This window comes from Luteibacter sp. 9133, from assembly GCF_000800155.1.
Taxonomy (GTDB): Bacteria; Pseudomonadota; Gammaproteobacteria; order Xanthomonadales; family Rhodanobacteraceae; genus Luteibacter; species Luteibacter mycovicinus.
Genome location: NZ_JUHO01000001.1, coordinates 3,502,530 through 3,526,691, shown reverse-complemented (window position 1 = coordinate 3,526,691; position 24,162 = coordinate 3,502,530). Strand labels below are relative to the sequence as shown.

19 protein-coding genes are annotated in these 24,162 nt (G+C 64.7%); 13 read left to right on the top strand and 6 right to left on the bottom strand.

The features are described from left to right. The first annotated feature begins 26 nt into the window (after positions 1–26). The 7 genes from FA87_RS15425 (at position 27) to FA87_RS15395 (ending at position 7,059) form a co-directional block, all read left to right on the top strand. Positions 27–1,223, top strand: a complete 1,197-nt coding sequence (locus FA87_RS15425) for an MFS transporter (RefSeq protein WP_043695743.1) — start codon at positions 27–29, stop codon at positions 1,221–1,223. A 207-nt stretch (positions 1,224–1,430) separates the two neighbouring features. Further along, on the top strand, positions 1,431–1,985 hold the full coding sequence (locus FA87_RS15420) for a fimbrial protein (protein WP_043695740.1): 555 nt from the start codon (positions 1,431–1,433) through the stop codon (positions 1,983–1,985). Further along, a complete protein-coding gene (locus FA87_RS15415; protein WP_156128564.1) occupies positions 1,957–2,796 on the top strand; it encodes a fimbria/pilus periplasmic chaperone in 840 nt (279 codons plus the stop codon). The genes FA87_RS15420 and FA87_RS15415 overlap by 29 nt, the downstream gene beginning before the upstream one ends. A gap of 105 nt (positions 2,797–2,901) precedes the next feature. After that, positions 2,902–5,259, top strand: a complete 2,358-nt coding sequence (locus FA87_RS15410) for a fimbria/pilus outer membrane usher protein (RefSeq protein ID WP_197062426.1) — start codon at positions 2,902–2,904, stop codon at positions 5,257–5,259. Further along, positions 5,256–5,771, top strand: a complete 516-nt coding sequence (locus tag FA87_RS15405; RefSeq protein ID WP_043695735.1) for a fimbrial protein — start codon at positions 5,256–5,258, stop codon at positions 5,769–5,771. The genes FA87_RS15410 and FA87_RS15405 overlap by 4 nt, the downstream gene beginning before the upstream one ends. 184 nt (positions 5,772–5,955) lie before the next feature. After that, positions 5,956–6,570, top strand: a complete 615-nt coding sequence (gene ssb / locus FA87_RS15400) for a single-stranded DNA-binding protein (RefSeq protein ID WP_036110513.1) — start codon at positions 5,956–5,958, stop codon at positions 6,568–6,570. Positions 6,571–6,642: 72 nt separating this feature from the next. Further along, positions 6,643–7,059: an Sbal_3080 family lipoprotein gene (locus FA87_RS15395; RefSeq protein WP_036110516.1), complete on the top strand. Its 417-nt coding sequence runs from the start codon at positions 6,643–6,645 to the stop codon at positions 7,057–7,059. Positions 7,060–7,064: 5 nt separating this feature from the next. On the opposite strand, the gene FA87_RS15390 is transcribed toward FA87_RS15395, so the two are convergent. Then, a complete protein-coding gene (locus FA87_RS15390; protein ID WP_036110518.1) occupies positions 7,065–8,198 on the bottom strand; it encodes an aminotransferase class I/II-fold pyridoxal phosphate-dependent enzyme in 1,134 nt (377 codons plus the stop codon). A 145-nt stretch (positions 8,199–8,343) separates the two neighbouring features. Between FA87_RS15390 and FA87_RS15385 the strand changes: the two genes are divergently transcribed. Further along, positions 8,344–9,222 carry an EamA family transporter gene (locus tag FA87_RS15385; RefSeq protein ID WP_081996698.1) on the top strand — a complete coding sequence of 293 codons (879 nt, stop codon included), beginning with the start codon at positions 8,344–8,346 and terminating at the stop codon, positions 9,220–9,222. Between the two features lie 55 nt (positions 9,223–9,277). Here FA87_RS15385 and FA87_RS15380 read toward each other — a convergent pair whose 3' ends face one another. Further along, on the bottom strand, positions 9,278–12,265 hold the full coding sequence (locus FA87_RS15380) for an autotransporter outer membrane beta-barrel domain-containing protein (protein ID WP_043695731.1): 2,988 nt from the start codon (positions 12,263–12,265) through the stop codon (positions 9,278–9,280). Between the two features lie 314 nt (positions 12,266–12,579). Between FA87_RS15380 and FA87_RS15375 the strand changes: the two genes are divergently transcribed. The 4 genes from FA87_RS15375 to ligD all read left to right on the top strand — a co-directional run bounded on the left by FA87_RS15375 (position 12,580) and on the right by ligD (position 16,825). Then, on the top strand, positions 12,580–12,813 hold the full coding sequence (locus tag FA87_RS15375; RefSeq protein ID WP_043695729.1) for a hypothetical protein: 234 nt from the start codon (positions 12,580–12,582) through the stop codon (positions 12,811–12,813). A 177-nt stretch (positions 12,814–12,990) separates the two neighbouring features. Further along, positions 12,991–14,901 carry a CocE/NonD family hydrolase gene (locus FA87_RS15370; RefSeq protein ID WP_043695727.1) on the top strand — a complete coding sequence of 637 codons (1,911 nt, stop codon included), beginning with the start codon at positions 12,991–12,993 and terminating at the stop codon, positions 14,899–14,901. An 84-nt stretch (positions 14,902–14,985) separates the two neighbouring features. After that, positions 14,986–15,939: a Ku protein gene (locus FA87_RS15365; protein WP_043695725.1), complete on the top strand. Its 954-nt coding sequence runs from the start codon at positions 14,986–14,988 to the stop codon at positions 15,937–15,939. A 4-nt stretch (positions 15,940–15,943) separates the two neighbouring features. Then, positions 15,944–16,825: a non-homologous end-joining DNA ligase gene (gene ligD, locus FA87_RS15360; protein WP_052191379.1), complete on the top strand. Its 882-nt coding sequence runs from the start codon at positions 15,944–15,946 to the stop codon at positions 16,823–16,825. Positions 16,826–16,873: 48 nt separating this feature from the next. Here ligD and FA87_RS15355 read toward each other — a convergent pair whose 3' ends face one another. From FA87_RS15355 to FA87_RS15340, 4 genes are all read right to left on the bottom strand, one after another. Beyond that, the gene (locus FA87_RS15355) at positions 16,874–18,091 is read right to left on the bottom strand and encodes an AGE family epimerase/isomerase (protein WP_043695723.1); all 1,218 of its coding nucleotides are present in this window, start codon (positions 18,089–18,091) and stop codon (positions 16,874–16,876) included. Further along, entirely contained in the window at positions 18,088–19,068 is a 981-nt protein-coding gene (locus FA87_RS15350; RefSeq protein ID WP_043695721.1) for a carbohydrate kinase, read from the bottom strand. Before FA87_RS15350 ends, FA87_RS15355 begins: the two co-directional genes overlap by 4 nt. Positions 19,069–19,143: 75 nt before the next feature. Continuing rightward, positions 19,144–20,379 (bottom strand): L-fucose:H+ symporter permease, encoded by a 1,236-nt coding sequence (fucP, locus tag FA87_RS15345; protein WP_239709178.1) that lies wholly within the window; start codon positions 20,377–20,379, stop codon positions 19,144–19,146. Positions 20,380–20,495: 116 nt separating this feature from the next. Next, on the bottom strand, positions 20,496–21,545 hold the full coding sequence (locus tag FA87_RS15340; protein WP_036110551.1) for a LacI family DNA-binding transcriptional regulator: 1,050 nt from the start codon (positions 21,543–21,545) through the stop codon (positions 20,496–20,498). 145 nt (positions 21,546–21,690) lie between these two features. Between FA87_RS15340 and FA87_RS15335 the strand changes: the two genes are divergently transcribed. Then, positions 21,691–24,039 (top strand): GH92 family glycosyl hydrolase, encoded by a 2,349-nt coding sequence (locus FA87_RS15335; protein ID WP_043695719.1) that lies wholly within the window; start codon positions 21,691–21,693, stop codon positions 24,037–24,039. The last annotated feature ends 123 nt before the right edge of the window (positions 24,040–24,162 follow it).

The window sequence follows — 24,162 nt, the reverse complement described above, 5'->3', positions numbered from 1 at the left end:
ATCGGCCTCGCGCCCGGAAACCCTTGGTGAGCAAACTCAGTTCCCTGGAACGGCGCACCGCGCTGACCCTGGCAGCGGTGATCAGCCTGCGTCTGTTCGGGCTGTTCCTCATCCTTCCCGTGTTTTCCGTCTACGCGCGAGCGATGCCGGGTGCCACGCCCTGGCTGATCGGCCTGGCCCTGGGTGTCTACGGGATCGGCCAGATGTGCCTGCAGATTCCCCTGGGACTGCTGTCCGACCGGATCGGCCGCAAGCCGGTCATCACGCTGGGGTTGCTCGTCTTCGCCCTGGGCGGAGTGGTCGCCGCGTTTTCCCACACTCTGACCGGCATCGTCGCCGGACGTGCGTTGCAGGGTATGGGTGCCGTTGCTGGCGCTGGCACCGCGCTGGCCGCGGATCTGACGAGCGAGGCCCATCGAAGCAAGGTCATGGGCATCATCGGCGTATCGATCGGGGTTTCGTTTCTTCTGGCGCTCATTCTGGGGCCGCCGCTCGAAGCCGTGGCGGGTCTTCCCGGCCTGTTCGGTTTCACCTCCCTGCTTGCGGTCGCGGCTATCGCCATGCTCTGGTGGCGCGTGCCCACGCCGACCCATCATGGCGCCCCGGCCGCCGCGTCGTGGCGCGAGCTGGCCTCGATGTTTCTCGACCGTCGCATGCTCGTGCTGAACGGGTCGGTGTTTTTTCTGCACGCGTTGCTGACCGCCTCATTCGTCGGCCTGCCCATTCTTCTTACCGACGTCATGCGTATTCCGGTGGCGCACCACTGGATGCTGTATCTGCCGGTGATGACGATCGCCGCGCTCGGCATGGGCGCGATGCTACCCCGGATGAAGGATATGCGGCGCGCGTCGCACGTCGTGGTCGGATGTGTCTGCGTGCTCGGGCTGGCGCTGGCGGGCATGGCGCTCGCCGAAACGCACGTCATCGTCCTCGGTGCGGCCGCCGCCCTCTTTTTTGGCGCCTTCAACCTGCTTGAGGCCGCCTTACCGAGTCTCGTCTCCCGTCTGGCGCCAGCCACCCTCCGCGGCGCGGCGATGGGGGCCTATTCCAGCTCGCAGTTCTTCGGCGCCTTTATCGGCGGTGCCGTGGGCGGGCTCGCGCTGGGTCACCTTGGCCTTCGCGGTGTATTTGGCTGCGCGGCCGCCATGACCCTGCTGTGGCTGCCGCTGGTCGTTCGCGGGACGCGGCGTATGGCTGCCGGCGGCGTCGCCTCGGCGGCTTGAATGCGGCGGGGGTTGAAGGACTCGCCGACACGGATGTCGGCGTAGCGCGTCGCTCGCGTCATGGGTGCCTGCATGTATCGCGGCGTCTGTAGTCGTCATTTCAGAATTTGCGTATCGATCGCCTCAGGGGTCGTCGACCAGACTTCGTGTGCGCGCCGTCCTGCACGTTTTCCGGTGCGCGTCTTTCCCACTGAAGAGGCCGTCGCCATGTATATGAAAGTTCTCCCTCCGGTATTCCTCGCGTCGGCTTTCGCCGTGTCGTCGTCCGCCGCACTTGCGGCAAACGACGGTTCCATCGAGATCACCGGTCGTATCGTCGCCACCACATGCAATGTCGAAGGGCAGGCGCCGGGTGGCGGGGCCGTCAAGAAATCCGTTGGGCTCGACGGCATCTCCGTGGCAAAGCTGGCGGCACCGGGTGACGTGGCGGGCGACAAGGGCTTCCTGATCGTCGTGGGCGGCAACGACGATTGCGCCGACGGACTGAAAGCGAAGATCCGTTTCGATCCATCGAGCCCCGCGATGGATCGCACGGCGGGTCGATTGAACATCGATGCCGCCGCCGATGCCGCGAAGAACGTTCAGATCGAAATCGCCAACGGTGACGGAACGCCGATTCACTTGTTTACGGGCGAGTCCAGGCCGGTGGTGATCGAGGGGCACCGCGCAACGATCGAATTGCTTGCGCGCTACTACAGCCTTGGCGGTGCGACACAGGGCACGGCGAATTCTCGTGTCGGATTTCAGGTCGTCTACGACTGACCCAAACCTCGTGTGGCGATCACGACGACCGGTCCCTTTGTCCGGTCGTATCTCTCATGCAAAAGGAACGAGCATGCTGAAGAAAATGGCATGGACCGCGGGCGTCGTCATGGCTTTGATGACGAGCCCGGCCAAACCGGCAATCGTCATCGGCGCTACGCGTGTCGTCTTTCCCGCCGCGCACCGGGACGTCGCTGTCCGCCTGCAGAATAAAGGGGACGAGCCAGCGCTGGTGCAGGTGTGGATCGACGACGGCGATGAAGCTTCGTCGCCGCAGGCCGCGCGCGGCCCCTTTGTCATCACGCCGCCGGTCTTTCGGATCGACCCGGGTCACGGGCATGCCGTGCGTATCGTTCATGTGGGCGATGTGAAGCCTGTCGACAAAGAAAAACTGTATTGGTTGAACGTCCTCGAGATTCCTCCGAAAGCGGACAAGGCCGAGGGTTCCAACGTTCTCCAATTCGCTTTTCGACATCGACTCAAGCTGTTCCATCGACCGGAACGGCTGTCGTCGACGGTAGATCAGGCGCCCGCGAAGCTCGTCTGGTCGCTGGTTCGTAGCGACGGCGCCGCGTCGCTGCGCGTTGCCAATCCTTCGCCTTATGTCGTGTCGTTCAACGCTATCGGACTGAGTCCGTCGGATGCACCGACCGCGCCGACCGTGCCTCTCGGGGGTGGCATGGTCATGCCGGGTGGATCGTTGATCATCCCTGTTCCATCGCCCACGGGTTCTGAACTCACGCACGTCTCCTACGCCGTCATCAACGACTATGGCGCCGTCGTCCCCGGGACGGCGAAGCTGGCCCCATGATCCGGGGGAGGATTCATGGACGGATCCAGCGCGATAAGGCTCCGGTATGGCGCTCTCCCCGCTCGGTGGGTGAGCGCGTGCATGGTGGGCGTGGCCGGGATATTCATGAGTTGCGTGGTCTGTGCGCAGGACGCACGATCCGTTCAGTTCGACGCGGGCTTTCTTCCGGATGGTCTCGCCATGGGACTTGACCTCTCCCGTTATGCCCATGGAAATCCCGTCCTGCCCGGCGTCTACGACGTCGACATCTGGATGAACGACGAGTGGCAGGTACGCCGCACCGTACGCTTTGTCGAGCGTTACACGGACAACGATGCTTCGCCATGCCTGAGTCGGGCAGAGCTCGAAAGTTTTGGCCTCGTCAGGAAAGAGTCGTCGTCCGCAGAGGACGATTGCGCGCCTATCAGCGAGCGCATCCCGCAAAGCACGGCGCGGCTCGACGTCGCCGAGCAGCGCCTCGACATTGAAGTTCCGCAAGCGTGGCTGGTACGTCGTCCCCGCGGCGTCGCGCCTCGCGAGCAATGGAAGGACGGCGTGACAGCCGCGCTGCTGGCGTGGCGCGCCAATTTTCACCAAAGCGCGTTACGGCATCGGTCCTCGCGCTCCCTGTTCCTCACCGGCGATGCGGGGTTGAATCTGGGCCGCTACCGGTTTCGTCACGCCGGATCATGGTCGCAGGGCCAATACCGGCAGGGACACACGTTCGTCGAACGAGCTGTCGACCGGCTCCAGGCACGCTGGAGAGCGGGAGACGTCATCATGGGGGACGATCTGCTGGAGCCGGTCCTCGTTTGCGGCGTGAGGCTTGCCAGTGACGTGCGTATGCGTCCCGACGCGGGTGATGGCTATGCGCCTCAGGTACGCGGCGTCGCGGCGACCCATGCGAGGGTGACGGTCAGTCAGGGCGGTCGCTTGCTCAGGGAGCTGTCCGTTCCACCGGGTGCCTTCGTCATCGACGATCTGGGCGTGGCGGGACGGGGAGGGGATCTCTCCGTTGAGATCGTCGAAGCCGACGGTCGCCGTATTCGTTACAGGGTGCCTTACTTTTCGTTGCCGCTTTTGATGCGTGAAGGCGCTACCCGCTACTCGATGGGCATGGGCCGATGGCGTGGAGGTTCGTCTCGCCAGCCGTGGCTGCTCGAAGCCGCCTGGCGTCGCGGTGTGCGCCACGGCTGGACCGTACAGGCAGCACAGCGTGTGATCGGAAGCGGCACGTGGCTGGTGGGTGGCGCGGCGGTCGACACGCTGGTCGGCGCGTTCTCGGCCGATGTGACTCACGCGCTGGCCCGGCGTGCGGGACCGGTCGGAACGCTCTGGCGGCTGCGTTACGGACATCGGTCGGATCGTGGGGGCGTGATCTCAGCCACCGTGTCAGGCGGGGCGCAGCGAATGGCAGCGGGAGCGATGAACGCCGATCGCTCACCCGCGCGACAGCGAAGAGCGGATATCTCATATCAACACATGTTCGACGAAGCCGGCGGCTCATTCGGCCTCGCGTTCGGCTACACGCACCTGCCGGACAGCGGAGGCGGGGAGTGGGATCAGGCCTTGTCATGGAGCCACGTCAAGGGCGCGGCCGTTGTGGACGTTTCTTTACGTCGTTCGTTAAGAACGGCGTCGCGTTCGTCTGGCCGCGCCTCGGAAAACACCGCACAGGTATCGGTCTCCCTTCCCCTGGACGGTGAGCGTTCGCGCGTGGCGTCGCAGGCCGCGTTGCGCATGGGGCCGGACGGCAAGCAACTGCGGGCCGGTCTGCTCGGGAGCGCTGGTAGCGAGGGTGCGTGGGGGTATGCCGCATCGGCTGCGACACATGCCGGTGGTCCACGGCTGGACGCATCGGTTTCCCGTGCGTCCGGTGGCGGCGATCTCAGCGTCGCCGTCGAGCGGTCCCGTGTGAGCAGAGCGGCTTCGCTGTCCGCTTCGGGCGGTATCGTGGCTCATGCGGGTGGGATCACCCTCGCACCCTTCCTGGGTAACGCCTCCGGACTGGTGCAGGCGCGTCATGCGCGGGGCGCGCGCCTGGCGTCGGCCTCATCCGTTCACGTCGACAGGCGCGGATACGCCATCGTGCCGAGCCTCGCCCCTTACCGTTGGAACAGTGTGGACATCGATCCCACGGGTCTGCCGCTCGGGGTCTCACTGGCGTCGACTCATGCGCGTGTGGTCCCCACGGCAGGCGCGGTGGTCCTTATCCCATTCGAGACGGACGAACATGCGACGATTCTCCTCACCGGGCGTCGCAGCGATGGGGCACCGTTGCCGTTCGGTGCGGAGGTGGTCGACGACCAGGGCCGCTCGATCGGGGTGATCGGGCAGGGCGGTCGGTCGTTCCTTCGCTCGGACGGCGGCACGCCCGCCCTGAGGGTGCGCTGGTCGGATCAGGCGGGAGGCGGCTGCGATCTGCGGCCGACGCTGGCAGGCGAACGGGCCGGACTGAAACATTACGAAGGAGTATGCAGATGACGATCAGGATCGCCTCCCTCACAAAGGGCGGTATGGCCGCGTTACTCATGGCCGTGACCCCGGAAGGGACGCGGGCGGACGACCGTCTCGATTTCGAGGTCACTGGAGCCGTGGTCGCTTCTTGCGGGCTCGCGGATCAACGGATCCGGATCGACCTCGGAAGCGTCGCCTACGGCGACCTGGGACGGGTTGGTGCGGCTAGCCCATGGCGTCGCGCAGCATTTTCCGGCGTCGACTGCGTCGGTGCGACGCGCGCTGCCGTGACACTGCGCGCTCGTCCGTATCCGCCCGATCCCCGGCTGCTCCAGCCTGAGGGTACGGCGCGTGGTGTCGCGATCGAGATGCGGACCGGAGCGGGGGAGTCGATCGTTCCCGATGGAAAGACGCCTGTCGGCTTCTCCTGGCCGGGTGGCGCCCCGCAGCTCGCTTTCGAGGCAAGGTACGTGAGGACAGGCAATCTTGGCGCCGGGGATGCGACGGCCACCGCGGTGGTCGAGATCACCTGGGAATGAGACTGGGACGACAGCGCGCTCCGGCGGCGGCCGGCGCATCGGGGTTTGCGGTGATGGCGGCCATCGCCCAAACTACACGGTCCGACCCCGCCAGCCCGTGCTTGTCGCAGGCTCGCTATGATGGGCGGGAGCGACGACGATCCGCCGGATCGGGCGTCCAACGACACGAATACGAGGGAAATCCATGGCACGCGGTATAAACAAGGTCATCATTGTCGGCAACCTCGGCGCGGATCCCGAGACCCGTTACACCGGTAGCGGTACGGCCATCACCAGTCTGCGTCTAGCCACGTCGGAAGCCTGGACCGACAAGCAGTCGGGCGAAAAGCAGGAGCGCACCGAATGGCACCGTGTGAAGTTGTTCGGCAAGCTGGCCGAAATCGCCGGTGAGTATCTGAAGAAGGGGCGTCAGGTATATATCGAGGGTTCTCTTCGCACCGACAAGTACACCGATAAGGACGGCATCGAGCGCTACTCCACGGACATCATTGCCAACGAGATGCAGATGCTCGGCGGCCAGGGTGGCGGTGAAGGCGGTGGCGGTTTCGGCGGCGGCCAGGGCGGTGGCGCACGTCAGCAGGCGCCTCGCAGCGGCGGTGCCGGCCAGAGCGGCGGTGGCAACTGGGGTGGCGGTAGCGGTGGTGGCGGTCAGCAGCGTGGCGGCGGCAACTACGGTGGCGGTCAATCGCAGCGTGGTGGCGGCGACGACTACGGCCAGCCCCGTGGTGGCAACGCGCCTCCGCAGCGTTCCGCACCGCCGGTCAACGAAGGCTTCGACGACGACGACATCCCGTTCTGATCCTGATCGGCAGGGAATGATCGATAAACGGGCGCCCTTGGGCGCCCGTTCTCAATTAACCGGGGACCATTCATGCGTTATCTGCCACTGACTTTAGTGCCGCTCCTTGCGGCTGGCTGCACATCCGTTCAGGTGAGGCCGCTCGATCCGGCATTGCACGTCGATCACGTGTGCATTCGTGAGAATCCGGACGTCATCGTCAAGGACTTCCTGCCAGTTTTACGCGAAGGCTTCAAACGTCACGGGATCGCCACGGACGTCTACTCGACGATCGGGGCAGACAACTGCCCGTACGTGCTCACATACACGGCGCTTCAGTCCTGGGACTTTGCTCTTTACTTGTCTCACGCCGAGTTGCGCCTGGAACGCGACGGCCGCCAGGTGGCTTTTGCGGAATATCATCTCAAGGGTAAGGGCGGGCTTTCCGTCGCCAAGTGGCAGAGCGTCAAGTCCAAGATGGATCCGGTCATCGACCAGCTCCTGAAATAGACCTGTCAGCTCGTGCGCCGGAGGTATTCGGATAGCTCGGTCAGGGCATCACCTGTTTCGTTGCGACCAAATCCGATGCGGAAACGGTCGTCAGGCGTCGCGGTCAGCGTGGACTGGTAGTTGGAGGCGGGAAGCAACAGGATTCCCGCTTCTTCGACCAGGCGCTTCGCGAAGACTTCGACGCCTTCCGGACCGAGGTAGCGCGGAAAGGCGATGCAACCTCCGTCCGGGCGGCGCCATTCGAATCGCTCGCTCCACTCGCGGAAGAAGGCGTCGACGCGTTCGAGATTACGGTCGAGAAGCAGTCGCTGCCGATCGAGGATGGCGTCGCGGGCTTTCAGGGCGATCAGCGCAAGCTGTTCCGAAGGCCCCGAGTTGCAGATCGATGTGTAGTGTTTGTATCGCTCCATGCGTTGCAGGAGTTCGTGGTCGGCACAGGCGATCCAGCCAATGCGCAGCCCTGGCAGTCCGTATGCCTTGGACATGACGCCGATCGATATCCCGCGCTCGTAGACATCGGTGGCCTGCGGCAAGTGCACGGTGCCTGTCGCTCCGAGAGGCCGGTTGACTTCGTCGCTGAGCAGCCAGATGCCGTGCTTGCGGCAGAGCGCGATCAGTGCGTCAAAACGATCCTGCTCGAGAATTTTTCCGGTGGGGTTGTGCGGGAAATTGATGGCGATCAGCCGGGTGTTCGGTCGTACGGCCGCTCTTATCTCGTCGATGTCGAGCGACCAGTGATCGCCGGGACGGAGCGCGACGCCGGTGACGTCGCAGATCGCCGCAGGGATGGTTTCCGCCGACTGGTAATTGGGCGTGACCACGATGGCGTGATCGGTGGGCTCGAGCAGTACGCGCATGGCGATGTAGAGCGCTTCCTCACCTCCGGCGAAGCAGAGAATGTCGGCTGCCTGCCTGCCCTCGTAGGTCGACGCGATCGCTTCACGAAGTTCAGGGGCGCCGTAAGTCTGCGTGTAGCTCAGCGGCAGAGACCCGAACGCGGCACGATCACGGTCGTCCGCCAGGTCGAGCAGTGCCGATACGGTGAGGCTTTGCGCATCGGAAGCCGCGAGGTTGTAGCGCACCGAGAACTCCCAGCGGGAAAAGTAGGTCTCCAGCTGGAAATCGGGAAGGGTGGTCATCAGTCGGTCCTGGAAGCGTGGCGGATACGAGCGGGTCTGAGTGGACTATATGTCCATACGAGATTATCAGTCTAGTGTCCGCCTGTTCATCGCCGTCCGGACGGCGCCCATGGAATGCTCGCCAATGCCTCGCTACAGTGGCGCCATGACTCCCCGCCAAACCTCTCTCTGGCTGCCGGCCCTGGCCGTGCTCGGCTCGGTGACCTCGTTGTGCATCGGCACGTCGTTCGCGAAACGATTGTTCCCTCTCATCGGCGCGGAGGGCACGTCGGCGCTCCGCGTGGGTTTTTCCGCGATCGTTCTCGTGCTGTTCTGGCGGCCCTGGCGCTGGCCGCTCAGTCGGCGTGACGCCGGCTTCGTGATCCGCTACGGGTTGACGCTGGGCGTCATGAATCTGCTTTTCTATCTGGCGCTACGAACCATTCCGTTCGGTATCGCCGTTGCCATCGAGTTCAGCGGGCCCCTGGCCGTGGCGATGCTCGCCTCGCGAAGGGCGATCGACTTCGTCTGGCTTGCCTTCGCCGTCATTGGGCTGGGCATGCTGTTGCCGCTGGCCGGCCAGCATACGGTCGATCCCACGGGCGTAGCGCTCGCGCTCGGCGCGGCCGTTTGCTGGGCGCTCTATATCGTTTTCGGTAAGCAGGCCGGCCATTTGCATGCAGGTCATTCGGTCTCGCTGGGTCTGGTGGCGGCCAGTCTGGTCGTGGTCCCTTACGGTATCGCTCACGCGGGATCTTCCCTGCTGCACCCCGCGATTCTGCTGGCGGGACTGGGTGTGGCCATCGTATCGAGCGCGATCCCGATGTCGCTGGAGATGATGGCTCTGAAGCGCCTGCCGAGTGAAACGTTCGGCATCATGGTCAGCCTTGAGCCAGCGGTAGCTTCGCTATGGGCCATGTTGCTGCTCGGCGAACTGCTTACCGTTTCGCAGTGGAGCGCGATCGGCTTTATCGTCGTGGCCTCCATAGGAAGCACGGTAACGGCAAAGCGCGGCGTTGTTTCATCGCCTGAGGTAGTCGGCTGACAGCGGACGCCGCATCGGTCATCCCGGGTCGCCGACGGCGACCCGGGACCCGCGTTTACCAGGCGCGACGAATGCCCAGGCTGCCGGTGACACGGCGATACCCATGCGTGCCGAAGCGCGTTTCGACGTCGGACCACGCGCGCCACCCGTTGGCGCGCAGCAAGGTCAGACCCAGCTTCAGCGCGTAGGCATTGCGCGGCACGCCTGCGTTGAAGGTATCCATCCCGATTTGCGTCGCATCCAGGCGGCCGAGGCGACGCAGCCAGCTGGCCGAGAAGTAGGGCGATGCCGTATGGCCGCTGGGCGTATGCCAGCGTGCCGCGCCGCGCAGGCCGAGGCGCCCCGTGGCACCACTCGCGTGCAGCGGCGTGACGCGTGTCCCATTGGCTTCGGTGAGCGAGCCGCCACGAAGCCTTGTCGCGAGGACCTGCGCCTGCGGTTCGAGATAGACGTCCGTGTCGCGATTGAGCGCCAGGCGCCAGCGACGGCCGGCCTCGAGGCTGGCGCTCAGGGCCCCGCTCCCGTAGCGCTCATCCGCCAGGGCATCGCCTTCCAGGCGCTGGTTGAAATGAGCGTACTGGGCCCACCCGCGGACGTACGAGCCATCGTCCAGACGCACGCCGCCGTAAACACCGGCGGCCGTCCCGCGTACGCGCCCCTTCGCCGAGTAGTGTGTCAGCGCCGACGTGGCACGCGTGTCCGCGCTCCCGGCCGCGGCCATGACGCCCAGATAGCCTTCGGACGAGGAATCGCTGCGAAGCAGATCGGCACCGAGGGTCAGCTCGCTGGTCGACGCGGTCGTCGTGAGTTCGTCGCCGATGTTGAAAGCGGTATGGCGCCGGTCGAATCGTGCCCACACGCTTTGCCTCACGCCTTCGCGCTCGTCGTCCTCGCCGCCGCCGGGTCCGCCCTGGAACATTTCCAGCGCCGCCGTCTGGTTGGCGCGGTAGGCGCCGACCTCGGGGCGCAACACCGGGGGTGGCGGGAGCGGCGGATCGACAACGGCCGGGACGTCCGGATTCTCGGTCACGGGATCGGTGTCCGGGTCGCCCGGCACGACAACCGGGTCGACGACGGGGTCGGTGATCGACGATCGCAGATACCAACCGCCGTCGGATGGATTCTTCAACGAGCCCTTGTGGAGAAAATATTCGTAAGGACCGGCCACCGCACGGCCAAGTAACGCGAAGACGCCGTCCGAGCGACCGTCGACGCGGACGAGCTGGATACCTTCTTGCGTCACATCGCCCTGGCTGCCCAGGGTGTCGACGGCAATGCCGCTGGTGCCGGATGTGTTGCCCAGCACATGGATGCGATCGGCGGGCGACGAATCATCGCCGAGGCGCGCGCGCATACGAAAGACGCCGTCCTTTCCGTCATAGTCTCCCGAAATGGTCAGTGTGGCGAATGCATCGGGACGCTCAGGCGCGAAGGTCACGACGCCCGCATGGTTGCTCAGGTGGTCGACCCGGCTGTTGGCGGTCACGTTCCAGGTGCCCCCGGATTGGAGGGAGAGATCGCGAACGATGGAGGTCGCACCCGTCCAGCGAGCGCCGGAGGTGACGTCCAGCGACAGCTTCGTATTGTCGGGAACGGCGTCACCGTCCGCAGGGATGCGGCGGATAATGCCGTCCGCGGTTGCCGCGTTCTGAAGCGTGACGGTGATGGGCTGCTCCGATTCGGGAGTCAGGTCGACGAACACGCCATTGCCACCCCTGATGACCGTGCCGTCGAAACGAAGACGCCCGGAGTCGCTCAGGCTGAGCGCCGAGGCCTTGTCACTGATGAGCGAGCCTCCCTTCATGTCGAGCGCGCCCCCACGCACGACCCGGGCACCGAAGGCACCCGCGCCGTGAGTGACGATGTTCGTATTGCGGGCCCGTACGTCCGCATCGTTAACGACGAGGCCGTGGGCGTCGTCTCCTTCCGTTTCGATGGATGAGCCGGTGAAGTCGATACGGCCATCCCCTCGGGCGACCGCACCATGCGCCTTCGTTCCCGTCGTAAGGATCTTCGTATCTGCGGCATCGAGGCCTGGCGAAGCGTTGAAGTCACCACCCTGGACGTTGAGGCCGAATGCGGACTCGCCTGCCGTCGTGATGGAAACGCTGTCGAGGCCCACGGACGATGCGCGGTTATCGATGCCGATCGCGTTTTTCCCGGTGGTCGTCACGTTCGTCCGCGCCGCTACGATACGCTGGCCGTCGAGAACGTAGAGGCCATCCGCCTCGTCACCCCGGGTATGCCACTCGCCGCCCTGGATCGTAATCTGGCCATGCAGTGTGTTTGCATCGAGCGCATGCGCCGACTCGCCGCCCGTGCTGATGTTTACGTCGGTCAACGAGGCCGTCGCGCCCAGCATCACGTGCACGCCCGTGCTGTCGTCTCCGTCGGTGCGTACCGTCGTTTCAGTCGCCTGGAGCGCGGATGCCGTCGCTCTGTCGGGCGTGGAGCCGTCTACATACAGGGCATGAGCGGTCTTGCCCCGGGTCGTGATGGTCGTCCCTTTGACCGACACGTTGCCTCCTTCGATGCCGCGGATGCCGATCGCCGTGTCACCGCCGGTCGTGATGCTGCCTCCGGTCAGGACGCCGCCGGCGTTTCCCTCGAAGGCCGCGCCCAGGGCGCCGGCTCCCTCGGTGACGATCGTCGTGCCCGTGAGCGTGACGTTCGCGGCTATGCCGGTATCCCTGGCACGGATGCCGTATGCCAGGTTTCCCCGCGTATGCAGGGTGCCGCCTTCGATCGTCACCTCGCTCCGGTTATCGGTGATGAAGACGGCGTGCGACTGAAAGCCAAACGTGTCGAACGTGGCATGGCCGACATGGGCGGCGCCCTTTTTTTCCACCTGAAGGACGTAGGAAGAGGCGGCGCGCGTTTCATACGTGCCGTCGGGGACGTCCAGGTTCTTGTCGGCCCCGGCAAGAAACAGCGGCGTTTCGGCGCCCGCCACGGGAGGCAGGAAGGCGGCTACGAGGGCGGTGAGGTAGCGGCGTCGCATGAGGGAGCGACGGCGCGGGTGGGGGATGTGGGGGGTACTCATGAAGCGTCTCTCCTTGTCTGGCCGTCGGCAGGGCGCCGACGGCAACTTCCGAATGACAGAGTAGGGACTGGCTTCCGAGGGGGGAACGCGATTATTCTGAAAATGTCTGCGAGCACGTCTAGCGCTGCGCCGCCGGACATCCACGCTTCACTATGGTCGTTGCATCCTAGGCGAGCCTATCTTCGGACCGGTTCGTCGAGGACGCGAGTGTTATCCGCCTGCTGGTGCGGCAAAATCCGTGGGGTACTGCCTATTCAGGGCGGAATTCCATCGTCGTATCTGCCTATGTATTACAAAACGAGGAGCAAAGAATCATGAAGGTCATTTCCCTTACCGCCCTGGCGTTTGTCGCCGTCGCCGCCCTGTCGGGCTGCAACAAGTCCGAAGACGCGGCCGCCCCGGCTGACGCCCCGGCTGCTGCCGCTACCGCCCCGGCTGCCGCTCCGGCTGCTACCCCGGCTGAGGCTCCGGCCGCTGCCACCACGGCTGCTCCGGCTGCCGCCGGCACTGCTGCTCCGGCTCCGGCTTCGACCGCTCCGGCTCAGTAAGTCGCTACGCCGCTCCTGCCCTGACGGGCGGGCGGGAAGAACGCCGCTCTCAGGAGCGGCGTTTTTTTTGCGCAAAGGCCGTGCCACGCAGGCTGGACTTGAGAAAGGTCGTAGCCCTTCCATTCAGGATGCGGCACGCTAGGGCGGCTCCTCCGTCCCACAGCCACAGGAATCCCGATGACGTCCCGTTCCGTTCTGCTTCCCATGCTGGCGCTTTCCTTCGCCGTCGCCTCGTCCCTCGCCGCGGCGCAGACCGCGCCCATGACGCCGGATATCCCGGCGAAGTTCGAGAGCCCCCTGGCGGCCAACGACTACATCAAGCGTGTCGTCGAGATCCCGATGCGCGACGGCGTGAAGCTTCACACCGTCATCGTGATTCCCAGGAACGCGAAGCACGCGCCGATCCTGCTGACCCGTACCCCCTACAACGCCGACGGGCGCGCCCAGCGCACGGACGCCCATACGATGCGCGACCTGCTGCCCGAGGGCGACGAGGTCTTCGTCGACGCCGGCTATATCCGTGTTTTCCAGGACATCCGTGGCAAGTATGGCTCCGAGGGCGACTACGTCATGACGCGTCCCCTTCGTGGGCCGCTCAATTCGTCCGAGGTCGATCACTCGACCGACGCCTACGACACGATCGACTGGCTGACGAAAAATTTGCCCGAGTCCAACGGCAAGGTCGGCATGATCGGTTCGTCGTACGAGGGCTTTACGGTGGTCATGGCGCTGGTCAATCCGCATCCGGCACTCAAGGTGGCCGCGCCTGAAAGCCCCATGGTGGATGGTTGGATGGGCGACGACTGGTTCCACTACGGTGCCTTCCGCCAGACCAATTTCGACTACATCGCCGGCCAGAATTCGAAACGCGGCAAGGGCGACGCCGTGACGCACGCGGGCTACGACGACTACACGAATTTCCTCACGGCGGGCTCGGCAGGTGATTACGCCCGGGCCGCCGGCCTCGATCAGCTGCCCTATTGGCGCAAGCTGAGCGAGCACCCCGCCTACGACGCCTATTGGCAGGACCAGGCGCTGGATAAGGAAATGGCCCGTCAGCCGCTCAAGGTACCCGTCATGTGGCTGCAGGGCCTGTGGGACCAGGAAGACATGTGGGGCGCCATCCATAGTTACGAAGCCGTTGAGCCGAAGGACAAGGGCAACGACAAGAACTTCCTGGTCATGGGTCCGTGGCGGCACAGTCAGGTGAACTACAACGCCTCGTCGCTGGGTGCGCTCAACTGGGACGGCGACACCGCGCTGCAGTTCCGCCGCGACGTGCTCCTGCCGTTCTTCAACCAGTACCTGGTCGACGGCGCGCCCAGGGCGAAGACGCCTCCGGTGCTGATCTACAACACCGGCGAAAACCACTGGGACCGCTTCCCGTCGTGGCCGCAGGGTAAAACGACCCGTCCCCTGTATCTCAGCGCCAATGGAAAGTTGTCGTTTACGGGCCCCGTGGACGGCGCGCCGAAGTATGACGAGTACGTTTCCGATCCTGCCAAGCCGGTGCCCTACGTACCGCGCCCGGTGCATTTTGCCGATCGCCAGTCATGGACGACCTGGCTGGTCCAGGATCAGCGGTTTGCCGATGGACGCCCGGATGTCGTGACCTACATGACCGAGCCGCTGACGGCTCCCCTGCGCGTTGCCGGCGCTCCGCAGGTGAATCTCTACGCCTCGACGAGCGGCACGGACAGCGACTGGGTGGTCAAGCTGATCGACGTCTATCCCGAAACGAACGCGTCGACGCCCGCCATGGGGGGCTACGAGCTCTCGGTGTCGATGGACATCCTGCGCGGGCGGTATCGCGAGGGGTTCAGCGAGGCGAAGCCGCTGACGCCTGACACACCGCTCGAATACCGCTTCGGACTGCCGACGGTGAACCACACATTCCTGCCGGGGCACCGCGTCATGGTTCAGGTGCAGTCCTCCTGGTTCCCGCTGTACGACCGCAACCCGCAGACCTTCGTGCCGAACATCTTCTTTGCCAGGCCGTCCGACTACCGGAAGGCCACGCAGCAGATCTGGCACGCGCCGGGTACGGCCAGTGCGATCGAGCTGCCGGTGATCGACGCTGGCAAGTAAAAGCAGGGTGCAGGGACGCCTTTGGCGTTCCCTGCACGTCGTCGGCGCGATGCTCGGGCCTCCCGCTGCCCGAGGATCGCCCATATGGCCCGCCCCATCTGGACCGGTACATTGTCGTTCGGTCTGCTCAACGTGCCGATCCGCCTGATGTCGGGCGAGCGCCGCAACGACATCCACTTCCGTATGCTCGACCAGCGGAGCAACACACCGGTTCGCTACGAGCGCGTCAACGCCGATACCGGCGAAGAGGTGCCCTGGAAGGACATCGTCAAGGCGTTCGAATATCAGAAGGGCAGTTATGTCGTCCTGGAAGAGGACGACATCAAGAATGCGGCCAGCGACGCGCATGAGACGGTGGAAATCGACGCGTTTGTCGACGCCGCCTCCATCGCGCCTTCGTACTTCGAAAAGCCGTACATCCTGCTTCCGGCCAAGAAGGCTGAGAAGGGTTATGTCCTGCTCCGCGAAACCCTGAAGAAGACCGGCAAGATCGGTATCGCGCGTGTCGTCATCCGCACGAAGGAGTACCTCGCGGCGGTGATGCCGCAGGGCGATGGTCTGGTTCTCAACATCCTCCGTTATCAGTCCGAAATCGTCGATATGAACGATTACGAGCTGCCCGACAAGGGCGCGTCGTCATACCGCATATCGCCACGCGAAATCGAGATGGCCTCGGACCTGATCGAGTCGATGTCCGCCGAATGGTCGCCCGGTGACTACCGGGACGAGTTCCGCGACAAGTTGCGCAAGACGATCGAGAAGCGTCTTAAGACCAAGGGCGTCACGACCACGGTGGACGATGAAGACGACCGGACACCGGAGAACGCCACCACCAACGTGGTCGACTTCATGGCCCTGCTGAAGAAAAGCCTGGGCGCAAAGACGCGAACGCCTGCGAAGAAGGATGCGGTCGGCGCGGCTCCCGTGAAAAAAACAGCCACGAAGAAAACCGCCGCGAAAAAAACGGCGGCAAAAAAGGCGCCCGTGAAGAAAATGGCGGCGCGCAAGACACCTGCCAAGCGCCGCCGGGCGGGCTGACGCCATGGATCCGCTTATCGTCGACGGCGTCGCCATCACGCACCCCGACCGCGAGGTGTTCGGTGAAGGCGGGCCGACCAAGGGTGATGTGGCCGCTTACTACGAAGCGGTGGCGTCACACATGCTGCCGGAGTTGCATGGACGCCCGTTGTCGGTCGTGCGGTGTCCCCGCGGAACGACGGGCGCGTGCTTCTTTCAGAAGCACCACGCGGATGCGCTGGGCAAGCATGTCAAAGCGGTAAAGCTGAAAGAGAAGGACGGAGGTACCGCGGAATACCTGTACGTCGAGGATGTCGAAGGCGTTCTCGAACTCATACAGATGAACACGCTGGAGTTTCATCCGTGGGGTGCACGGGTCGAGGATCCGGATCGGCCCGATCGTCTCATCTTCGATATCGATCCCGCTGCGGGCGTCGAGTGGAAGGCTGTGGTCGCATGCGCCCGGGCCATCCGCGAGCGACTGGCCGCCTCCGGCCTCGAATCGTTTGTGCGCACATCGGGAGGCAAGGGTCTGCACGTGGTCGCGCCGTTCGACCGCGGACCGTCGTGGGAGGTGTTGAAGTCCTTCTGCGAAGGCGTTGCGCGCGACATGGTGGATGCTGCCCCGACACGGTATATCGCGGAAGCGAGCAAGGCGAAGCGTGAAGGGCTGATCTTTATCGACTGGCTACGCAACACGAGGGGTGCGACCAGCGTCACGGGATGGTCGCTGCGTGCACGCGCGGGGGCGCCGGTCGCCATGCCGGTACGCTGGGAGGAGATAGCGCGGCTCAAGACAGGCGCTGCATTCGGCCTGTCGAAAGCGTTGAAACGGGCGAGGTCACTTACGGCGGACCCGTGGGATGGGATAGAGACGCTGAAGCAGTCGCTGCCATCGAAGCGTTGAAGGGATGCGGGCGGGGCTCGCCCGCATCCGTGTTTCGCACAGGCCCTGTCACCTCTGCATACGGCGCAGGGAGGCCATGATTTCGTAGCACGCGCCCATCGTGTGGTAGTCGGTCTTGCCGGCGGGGCTCTTTTCGTCGTCGTACTTCTCGTTGTTGCGCTTGAGAATGCGATACCACGCGCCATACGTGTGATCGACGAAGTGCTCCCAGCTGTAAGCCCAGATCTTCTCGTAAGCCTCGTCGTACTTCTTCTCACCCGTGGTCTCGAACAGGAGCTGCGCGGCACCGAGCGATTCGGCCTGCACCCAGAAATACTTGTCGTCGTCGCAGACGTCGCCCTCGGGCGAGAATCCGTATGCGATGCCGCCATACTGGCCGTCCCAGGCCTTGGCCAGCGCCTCGTCGAACAGATGCTTCGCGGTTGGCACCAGCCACGGCTTATGTTTCGGCGTGCCCCTGGTGTAACGCTCGAGCATGAGCAGCAGCTTGGCCCATTCGGTCTGGTGGCCTGGCTGGAAACCCCAGGGACGGAACAGATGCTTGGGATTGTCGAGGTTGTATTCCCAGTCGATCGTCCAGTCGCTGTGGTAGTGCTCCCACACCAGCTTCTGGGGCGTGAGGCCTGCCTGACGCTGGGTCATGTTCTCGGCCAGCAGCAGCGCACGGTCGAGGTAGCGGTCGTCCTTCGTGGCTTCCCACGCGGCGATCATGGCCTCGGTCATGTGCATGTTCGCGTTCTGGCCGCGGTAACCGGTGAAGTTCCAGTCCTTGTCGGCCTCGTCGCGGTACAGACCGTACGTCGGCTCGAAGTAACGCTTCTCGAGCAGATCCCAGATCTCGCCCTGCCACGCCCTCGCCTCGTTGAAACCGACTTTGACGCCGCAGGAATAGGCCAGCAGCATGAAGGCCAGGCCGTAGCAGTGGTTCATCTGGTCGTCGCGCTTGCCGTCGGCGATGGTCCAGGCGTAACCGCCGGTTTCCGGATTCAGATGCACCTCGCGCAGGTACTTCAACCCGTGCATGGTGAGTTCCTTGTCCTCGGGCTTGCTGAACTCGAGGTAGGCCATCGCGTGGTTGAACACGAAGCGCGTGCTGGAGACGAGGTGGCGGTGAGTCTTGTCGTAGACCGAGCCATCGTCCTTGAAGTACTGGAAGAAGCCGCCCGCGGGGTCGACTTCGTTCGGCTTGTAGAACGCCATGGTCTTTGCGACATGGTCGCGGAGGACATCGACGTTGTGAAAATCGGGGAGGGGGACAGTCGTCATGCGTGCTTCTCCATGAAGGCCTTCACTTCGGCCTGTTCGGGAATGGCGGTGAACGAGCCCTTGCGGGTGGCGGTAATCGCGCCGCAGGCGGCGGCGAAACGGACGAGGTCGACCAGGCGTGCTTCGTCCGCGATCAGTGCGTCGAAGCTGGCCGGTGTGACCTTTTCATGGTCGAGACGCGCGAGAAGGCCGCCGACAAACGCATCGCCGGCGGCGGTCGTGTCCACGGCTTCGACCGCATAGCCCTTCAGTTCGCCCTTTGCCTCACGGGTGAACCAGCGCATCGGTTCGCCGCCGTCGGTGACGAGCAGCAGGCGCGCCTTGCCGCGCCAGAGGCGCTCGAGCACGGCATCGTCGGAGCCGGCGCCCGCGTGGATAAACGCGAACTCCTCGGCGCTGAGCTTGATCACGTCGGCTTCGTTCAGCGTTTCCCAGAGGCGCGGCAGCGGCGCTTCATCCTTCGGCCACAAGGCGGGTCGCAGATTCATGTCGAAGCTGACCAGCGCGCCGGCGGTCCGGGCGCGACGCATGCCTTCGACCGTGGTCGCGGCGATCGCGGCTTCGGTCAGGGAATTCGAACAGACGTGAAAGATCGACACATCGTCAAAGGCCCCGGCACGGAAGTGCTCGGGACGGAACAGCAGGTCCGCGGCGGGCGGACGGTAGAAACTGAAGCTACGATCGCCCTTGTCGTCATGCGCGACGAAAGCGAGTGCGGTGCGCGCCTCGTCGGTGCGGGCCACGTCGTCCGTGCCGACACCGAGATCCTTGAGACTCTTGAGCAGGAAGTCGCCGAACATGTCGCGCGCGAGCATGCCGGCAAAGCGTGCCGTGGCACCAAGGAGGGCGGCGGCGACAGCGACGTTGGCGGGCGCACCGCCAGCAAAAGGAACGAAGGCGGGAGGCTGACCGGCGCCGCCCTGGGGCTGTGCGTGGAAATCGATCAGCGCCTCGCCGAAGCAGAGGATGGAAGACATGCGTACGGCCTGTCCTTTTCGGGCGAGGGATTGGAAAGACGACGGCCGGCATCGCGCCGGCCGTCGTCAGGAGCGTCAACCGGCCTTGGCGGCGACCGGGACGTTGCGGATCTTCGAGCCACTGAGGCCGTAGAACACGATGTACGCGTAGCAGATCAGCGGGACGAAGAAGGCGTGCTGCAGACCGATGTGATCGGCGATCGCGCCCTGGATGACCGGGATCAGCGCGCCACCGACGATGGCCATGATCAGCAGGCTCGACGCCTTGCTGGTGAGCGGACCCATGCGCTCGATACCCAGCGAGAAGATCGTCGGGAACATGATCGAGTTGAACAGACCGATGGCGACGATGCTGTACACGGCCACGGTGCCCGTGGTCACCATCGTGGTGATGACGAGCAGGACGTTGATCGCGGCGAACACGGCCAGCAGGACGCGCGGCGAGAACTTCGCGAGCAGGGCGGAACCGATGAAGCGGCCGACCATCGCGCCGCCCCAGTAGAACGCCACGTGCGAGGCGGCGACTTCACCCGTCATGTTGCCGATTTCCGGCAGCTGCAGGTAGTTGATCATGAAGCTGCCGATCGACACTTCGCCGCCGACGTAGAAGAAGATACCGAGCACGCCGAAGAACACGTGCGGGGTCTTCAGGGCGTCCATCAGCGAGTGGTGGCTTTCGTCGGCCTTCTCGGTGGTTTCTTCCAGCTTGGGCAGGTTGAACAGGTAGACGCCGATGGCGATCACCACCAGAACCACGGCCAGGCCGATGTACGGCACCTGCACGGCACTGGCTTCGGTCGCGCGGTAGCTCACCTGCTCGGCGGCGCTGAGCTTGGCGATGTCGTCGCTGCTCTTCACGGCGTTGGACAGGATCAGCACACCGCCGAAGAACGGCGCGAGGAAGGTGCCGAACGAGTTCAGCGCCTGGGCGAGCGTAAGGCGGCTGGAGGCCGTCTTCTCCGGACCGAGCAGTGCGACGTAGGGGTTGGCGGCAACCTGCAGCACGGTGATGCCGGTGGCCAGGATGAACAGCGCACCGAGGAAGATCGGATACACGCGCATGCCGGCGGCCGGCCAGAACAGCGCCGCGCCGATGCCGGCGATGATCAGGCCGGCGACGATACCCTTCTTGTAACCGAGGGCCGCCACCAGCTTGCCCGCGGGCAGGCCCATGATGAAGTACGCACCGAAGAACGTGAACTGGATGAGCATCGCCTGGAAGTAGTTCAGCTCGAACACACCCTTAAGGTGCGGGATCAGGATGTCGTTCAGGCAGGTGAGGAAGCCCCACATGAAGAAGATCGTGGTCATCACGCCGAGAGCGAGCGGGAAATAGGTGTAGCGGGTGTCGCCCGAATTCGCCGACGAGGGCGAAGAGGTGGGCAATGGCGTGGATCCGGTGGCCATGGGGCGCTCCAGTTGGTGGGTCAGGGAGAAGACGGCGGGCAGCTGCTTTCGCGTACGACCAGCCGTACTGGCGCGATCGTGTAAGCGGTGTCCGTCTCGGGGTTGGTAAGTCTTTCAAGAATGAGCTCGGCGCTGCGCCGGCCCAGGCCACGCGGATCGACCGCGATGGTGGTCAGGGGCGGCACGCATACCGAGGCCTCGGCGACGTCATCGAAACCGGTCAGAGCGAAGTCCTCGCCCGGGCGCCGGCCGCGTTTGGTCAGGCCAAGGATAAGCCCGAGCGCGACGGCGTCGTTGTAGCAAACCGCCGCCGTAGGCGCGGGATCGCGTGCGAACAGGGCGCCGGTCTGCCGCGCGGCTTCGAGGCGAGTGGGCGCGCTCTCCACCAGCCAGCTGGGATCGACCTTGAGTCCCGCATCCTGCATGGCACCCGCGTAGCCGCGGCGGCGCTGGGCGACCGAGCTGGAATCGCGGTGGCCGCCGAAGAAGGCGATGCGCTCGTGGCCGAGCGCGATGAGGTGTTCGGTCGCCAGTCGGGCGCCGTGCTCGTTGTCCATCTCGAGCGTGTCCCAGCGATGGGCGCCCTCATCGTCCGGGAGTTCGCGGTTGAACACCAGCAGGGGCGTGTGCATACCCACCGCGGCCAGCACCTGTTCACCCTCGCTGCCTTCGGCGGGCGAGAGGATGATGCCTGCCGGACCGTGTTCCACCAGCGAGTTGAGTACCGCCTGCTGGCGATCGGGGGATTCCCCCGTATTGCCGAGCAGGGTGACGTAACCCGCGCTGGCGAGGGCCTCATCGGCCCCCGCGGCGAATTCGGCGAAGAACGGGTTGCCCAGGTCGTTGATCACCAGGCCGATACTGGAGGACGTCCGGCGACGCAGATTGGCGGCGGCGCGGTTATAAACGTAGCCCTGGCGCTTGAGCTCCGCCTCGACGCGAGCACGGGTGGCGGAGTTCACCAGGGGGCTGCCGCGCAGCACCAGGGACACCGTCGCTCGCGACACGTCGCAGCCCAGCGCGATATCGGCGAGCGTGACCTTGCGGCGTTGCGGGGTGATCCTGGGCATTGTGGCTCCTTCAAACGATCTAAACCGGGCGATCATCGCGCGGTAGGGTTCGGGATGCATCACGCACTGCAACATGCGCAGCCGCGCTATCTTTGCTACGTTCGACCTGTTTGTCACGATCCAAACGATCTGAGGGGAACCATCGATGCCGAGCTCCACCTGTCTGCGCCGCGGCCTGCTGTCCGCCGCCCTCGCCCTGGCCCTGCCGGCCCTCGCCTTCGCGGCCACCGCGGACAAACCGTCCGGTGCCTTCGAGGCCGTCGACCCCACGATCGGCACGGGTGGCGATGGTCATACGTTCCCCGGTGCGACCGTGCCTTTCGGCATGATCCAGCTCTCGCCGGACACGGCGATGCCCGATTTCAAGCACGCCTACAAATGGGCGGCCGGCTATCAGTACGGCGACTCGAGCATTCTGGGTTTTTCCCATACGCACTTCTCCGGCAGCGGCCATTCCGATCTGGGCGACGTGCTCGTCATGCCCATCGCCGGCGACGTCAAGCTGGATCCCGGTTCCCCCGACCAGCCCGGCAGCGGCTATCGCTCGCGTTTCGACCATAAGAGCGAGAAAGCCGAGGCAGGTTACTACGCCGTCACGCTGGCCGACTATGGCGTTCGTGCCGAGCTGACCGCCGGCTCACGGGTGGGCTGGCATCGGTACACGTTCCCTAAGGGCAAGCCGGCCCATCTGCTGCTCGACCTGCGTCCCAGCATCTACGACTACGACGGCAAGGTGCTCTGGTCCTCGGTTCGCGTGCGTAAGGACGGTACCGTCACCGGCGGCCGCACCACGCGGGGCTGGGCTCCCGGTCGTCAGCTGTATTTCGCGATGCGTTTCAACCAGCCGATGACGTCGCGCAGTCTGAAGAACCGCGAAGAGAACGTGCCGTACCGGGGCTTCGGCGGTCCGGGAAACCGGGCGGAAGACGCGGACGCCATGACCGGGCGTGCGCTCGAGGGCGTGTTCGACTTCGGTGACCTCGGCAAGCCGCTGATCGTCAAGGTGGCCGTTTCCTCCGTCAGCGAAGACAACGCCGTGGCCAACCTCGATAAGGACGGTGAAGGTTTCGACTTCGATGCCCGCCGCGTGGAGGCCCGCCAGTCGTGGGAGAAGGTGCTGTCCACGGTGGACGTCAAGGCGCCGGCCGAGAGTCGCAGGATGTTCTATACCGCGCTGTACCACTCGATGATCTCGCCAAGCCTGTCGATGGACGTCAACGGCGAGTACCGCGGCCCGGACAACCAGGTTCACACGGCCAGGGGCTTCGATTTCTATTCGACCTGGTCGCTATGGGACGTCTATCGCGCCCAGCAGCCGCTGATCACGCTTCTGCGCCCCGACATGAGCAGCCAGTTCGTCAGTTCACTGATCGCCTCGCGCGAGTCCAGCCCCTTCGGCATCCTGCCCATCTGGGCCTACCAGGGCATGGAAACCTGGTGCATGGTCGGCTATCACGCCGTACCGGTCATTGCCGATGCGTATATGAAGGGCATCCGTGGCTACGACCCGGATAAGGCGCTCGAGGCCATGGTGGCCAGCGCCACGTACGGGCCGTATGGCGGCATCGACGACTACATGAAGCTCGGTTACGTGCCCATCGATCGGCAACCGGAGGCGGCGTCCAAGACGGTCGAATACGCGTTCGACGACTGGTCGCTGGCACGGATGGCCAAGGCCATGGGTAGGGACGATGTCGCCGCGACCTTCATGAAGCGTGCCGGCAACTGGAAGAACAGCTTCGATACGAAGACCGGCTTCCTTCGCGCCCGCAAGAGCGATGGCGGTTTCCGCGAGCCGTTCGACCCGTCGTCGGCCGCCTATGGCAGCGATTACACCGAAGGCAATGCGTGGCAGTACTCGTGGTACGTGCCGCAGGACGTCAAGGGCCTGATCGACGCGCTGGGCGGCAAGGACGCCTTCGTCAGGAAGCTGGACTCGGTTTTCGACGCCAAGGTCGACCCCAAATCGTTCGCGCACGTGGAAGACATCACCGGCCTGATCGGCTGGTACGCTCACGGCAACGAGCCGAGCCATCAGGTCGCTTACCTCTACGACTACGCGGGTCAGCCCTGGAAAACCCAGGAGCGCCTCGTCCAGATCATGAAGACCCAGTACTCACCGACGCCGACCGGCCTGGTCGGCAACGACGACCTGGGGCAGATGTCGGCCTGGTACATCTTCAGCTCGCTGGGGTTCTATCCGGTGGCGCCAGGCAGCAACCAGTACGTCATCGGTCGGCCGTTCGTCGAGAAGGCCACGCTGAATCTGCCGGGTGGCAAGCACTTCACGGTCTCGGCCGACCACCTGGATGCGAAGCATCCGTACGTGGGCAAGGTCACGCTGGACGGCAAGCCGCTGGACCGGACGTTCATCCGCCACGAAGAGATCGTCGCCGGTGGCGAGCTGCACTTCAGCATGCAGGCCGAGCCGGCGAAGGGTTGGGGGCAGGGTCCGGCCTCGGCGCCTTATTCCATGAGCGATGCAGCACCCTGAGACTGTAACGACTGCGCTCACGATGTCTTCACGGCTTTTTGGGCAAAAAGCAGACCTCCATAAGGACGGGTGCGCCATTCCTCATCTCTCCTGCCGGTTCCGGCAGGCAGTGGGGAATGGCGC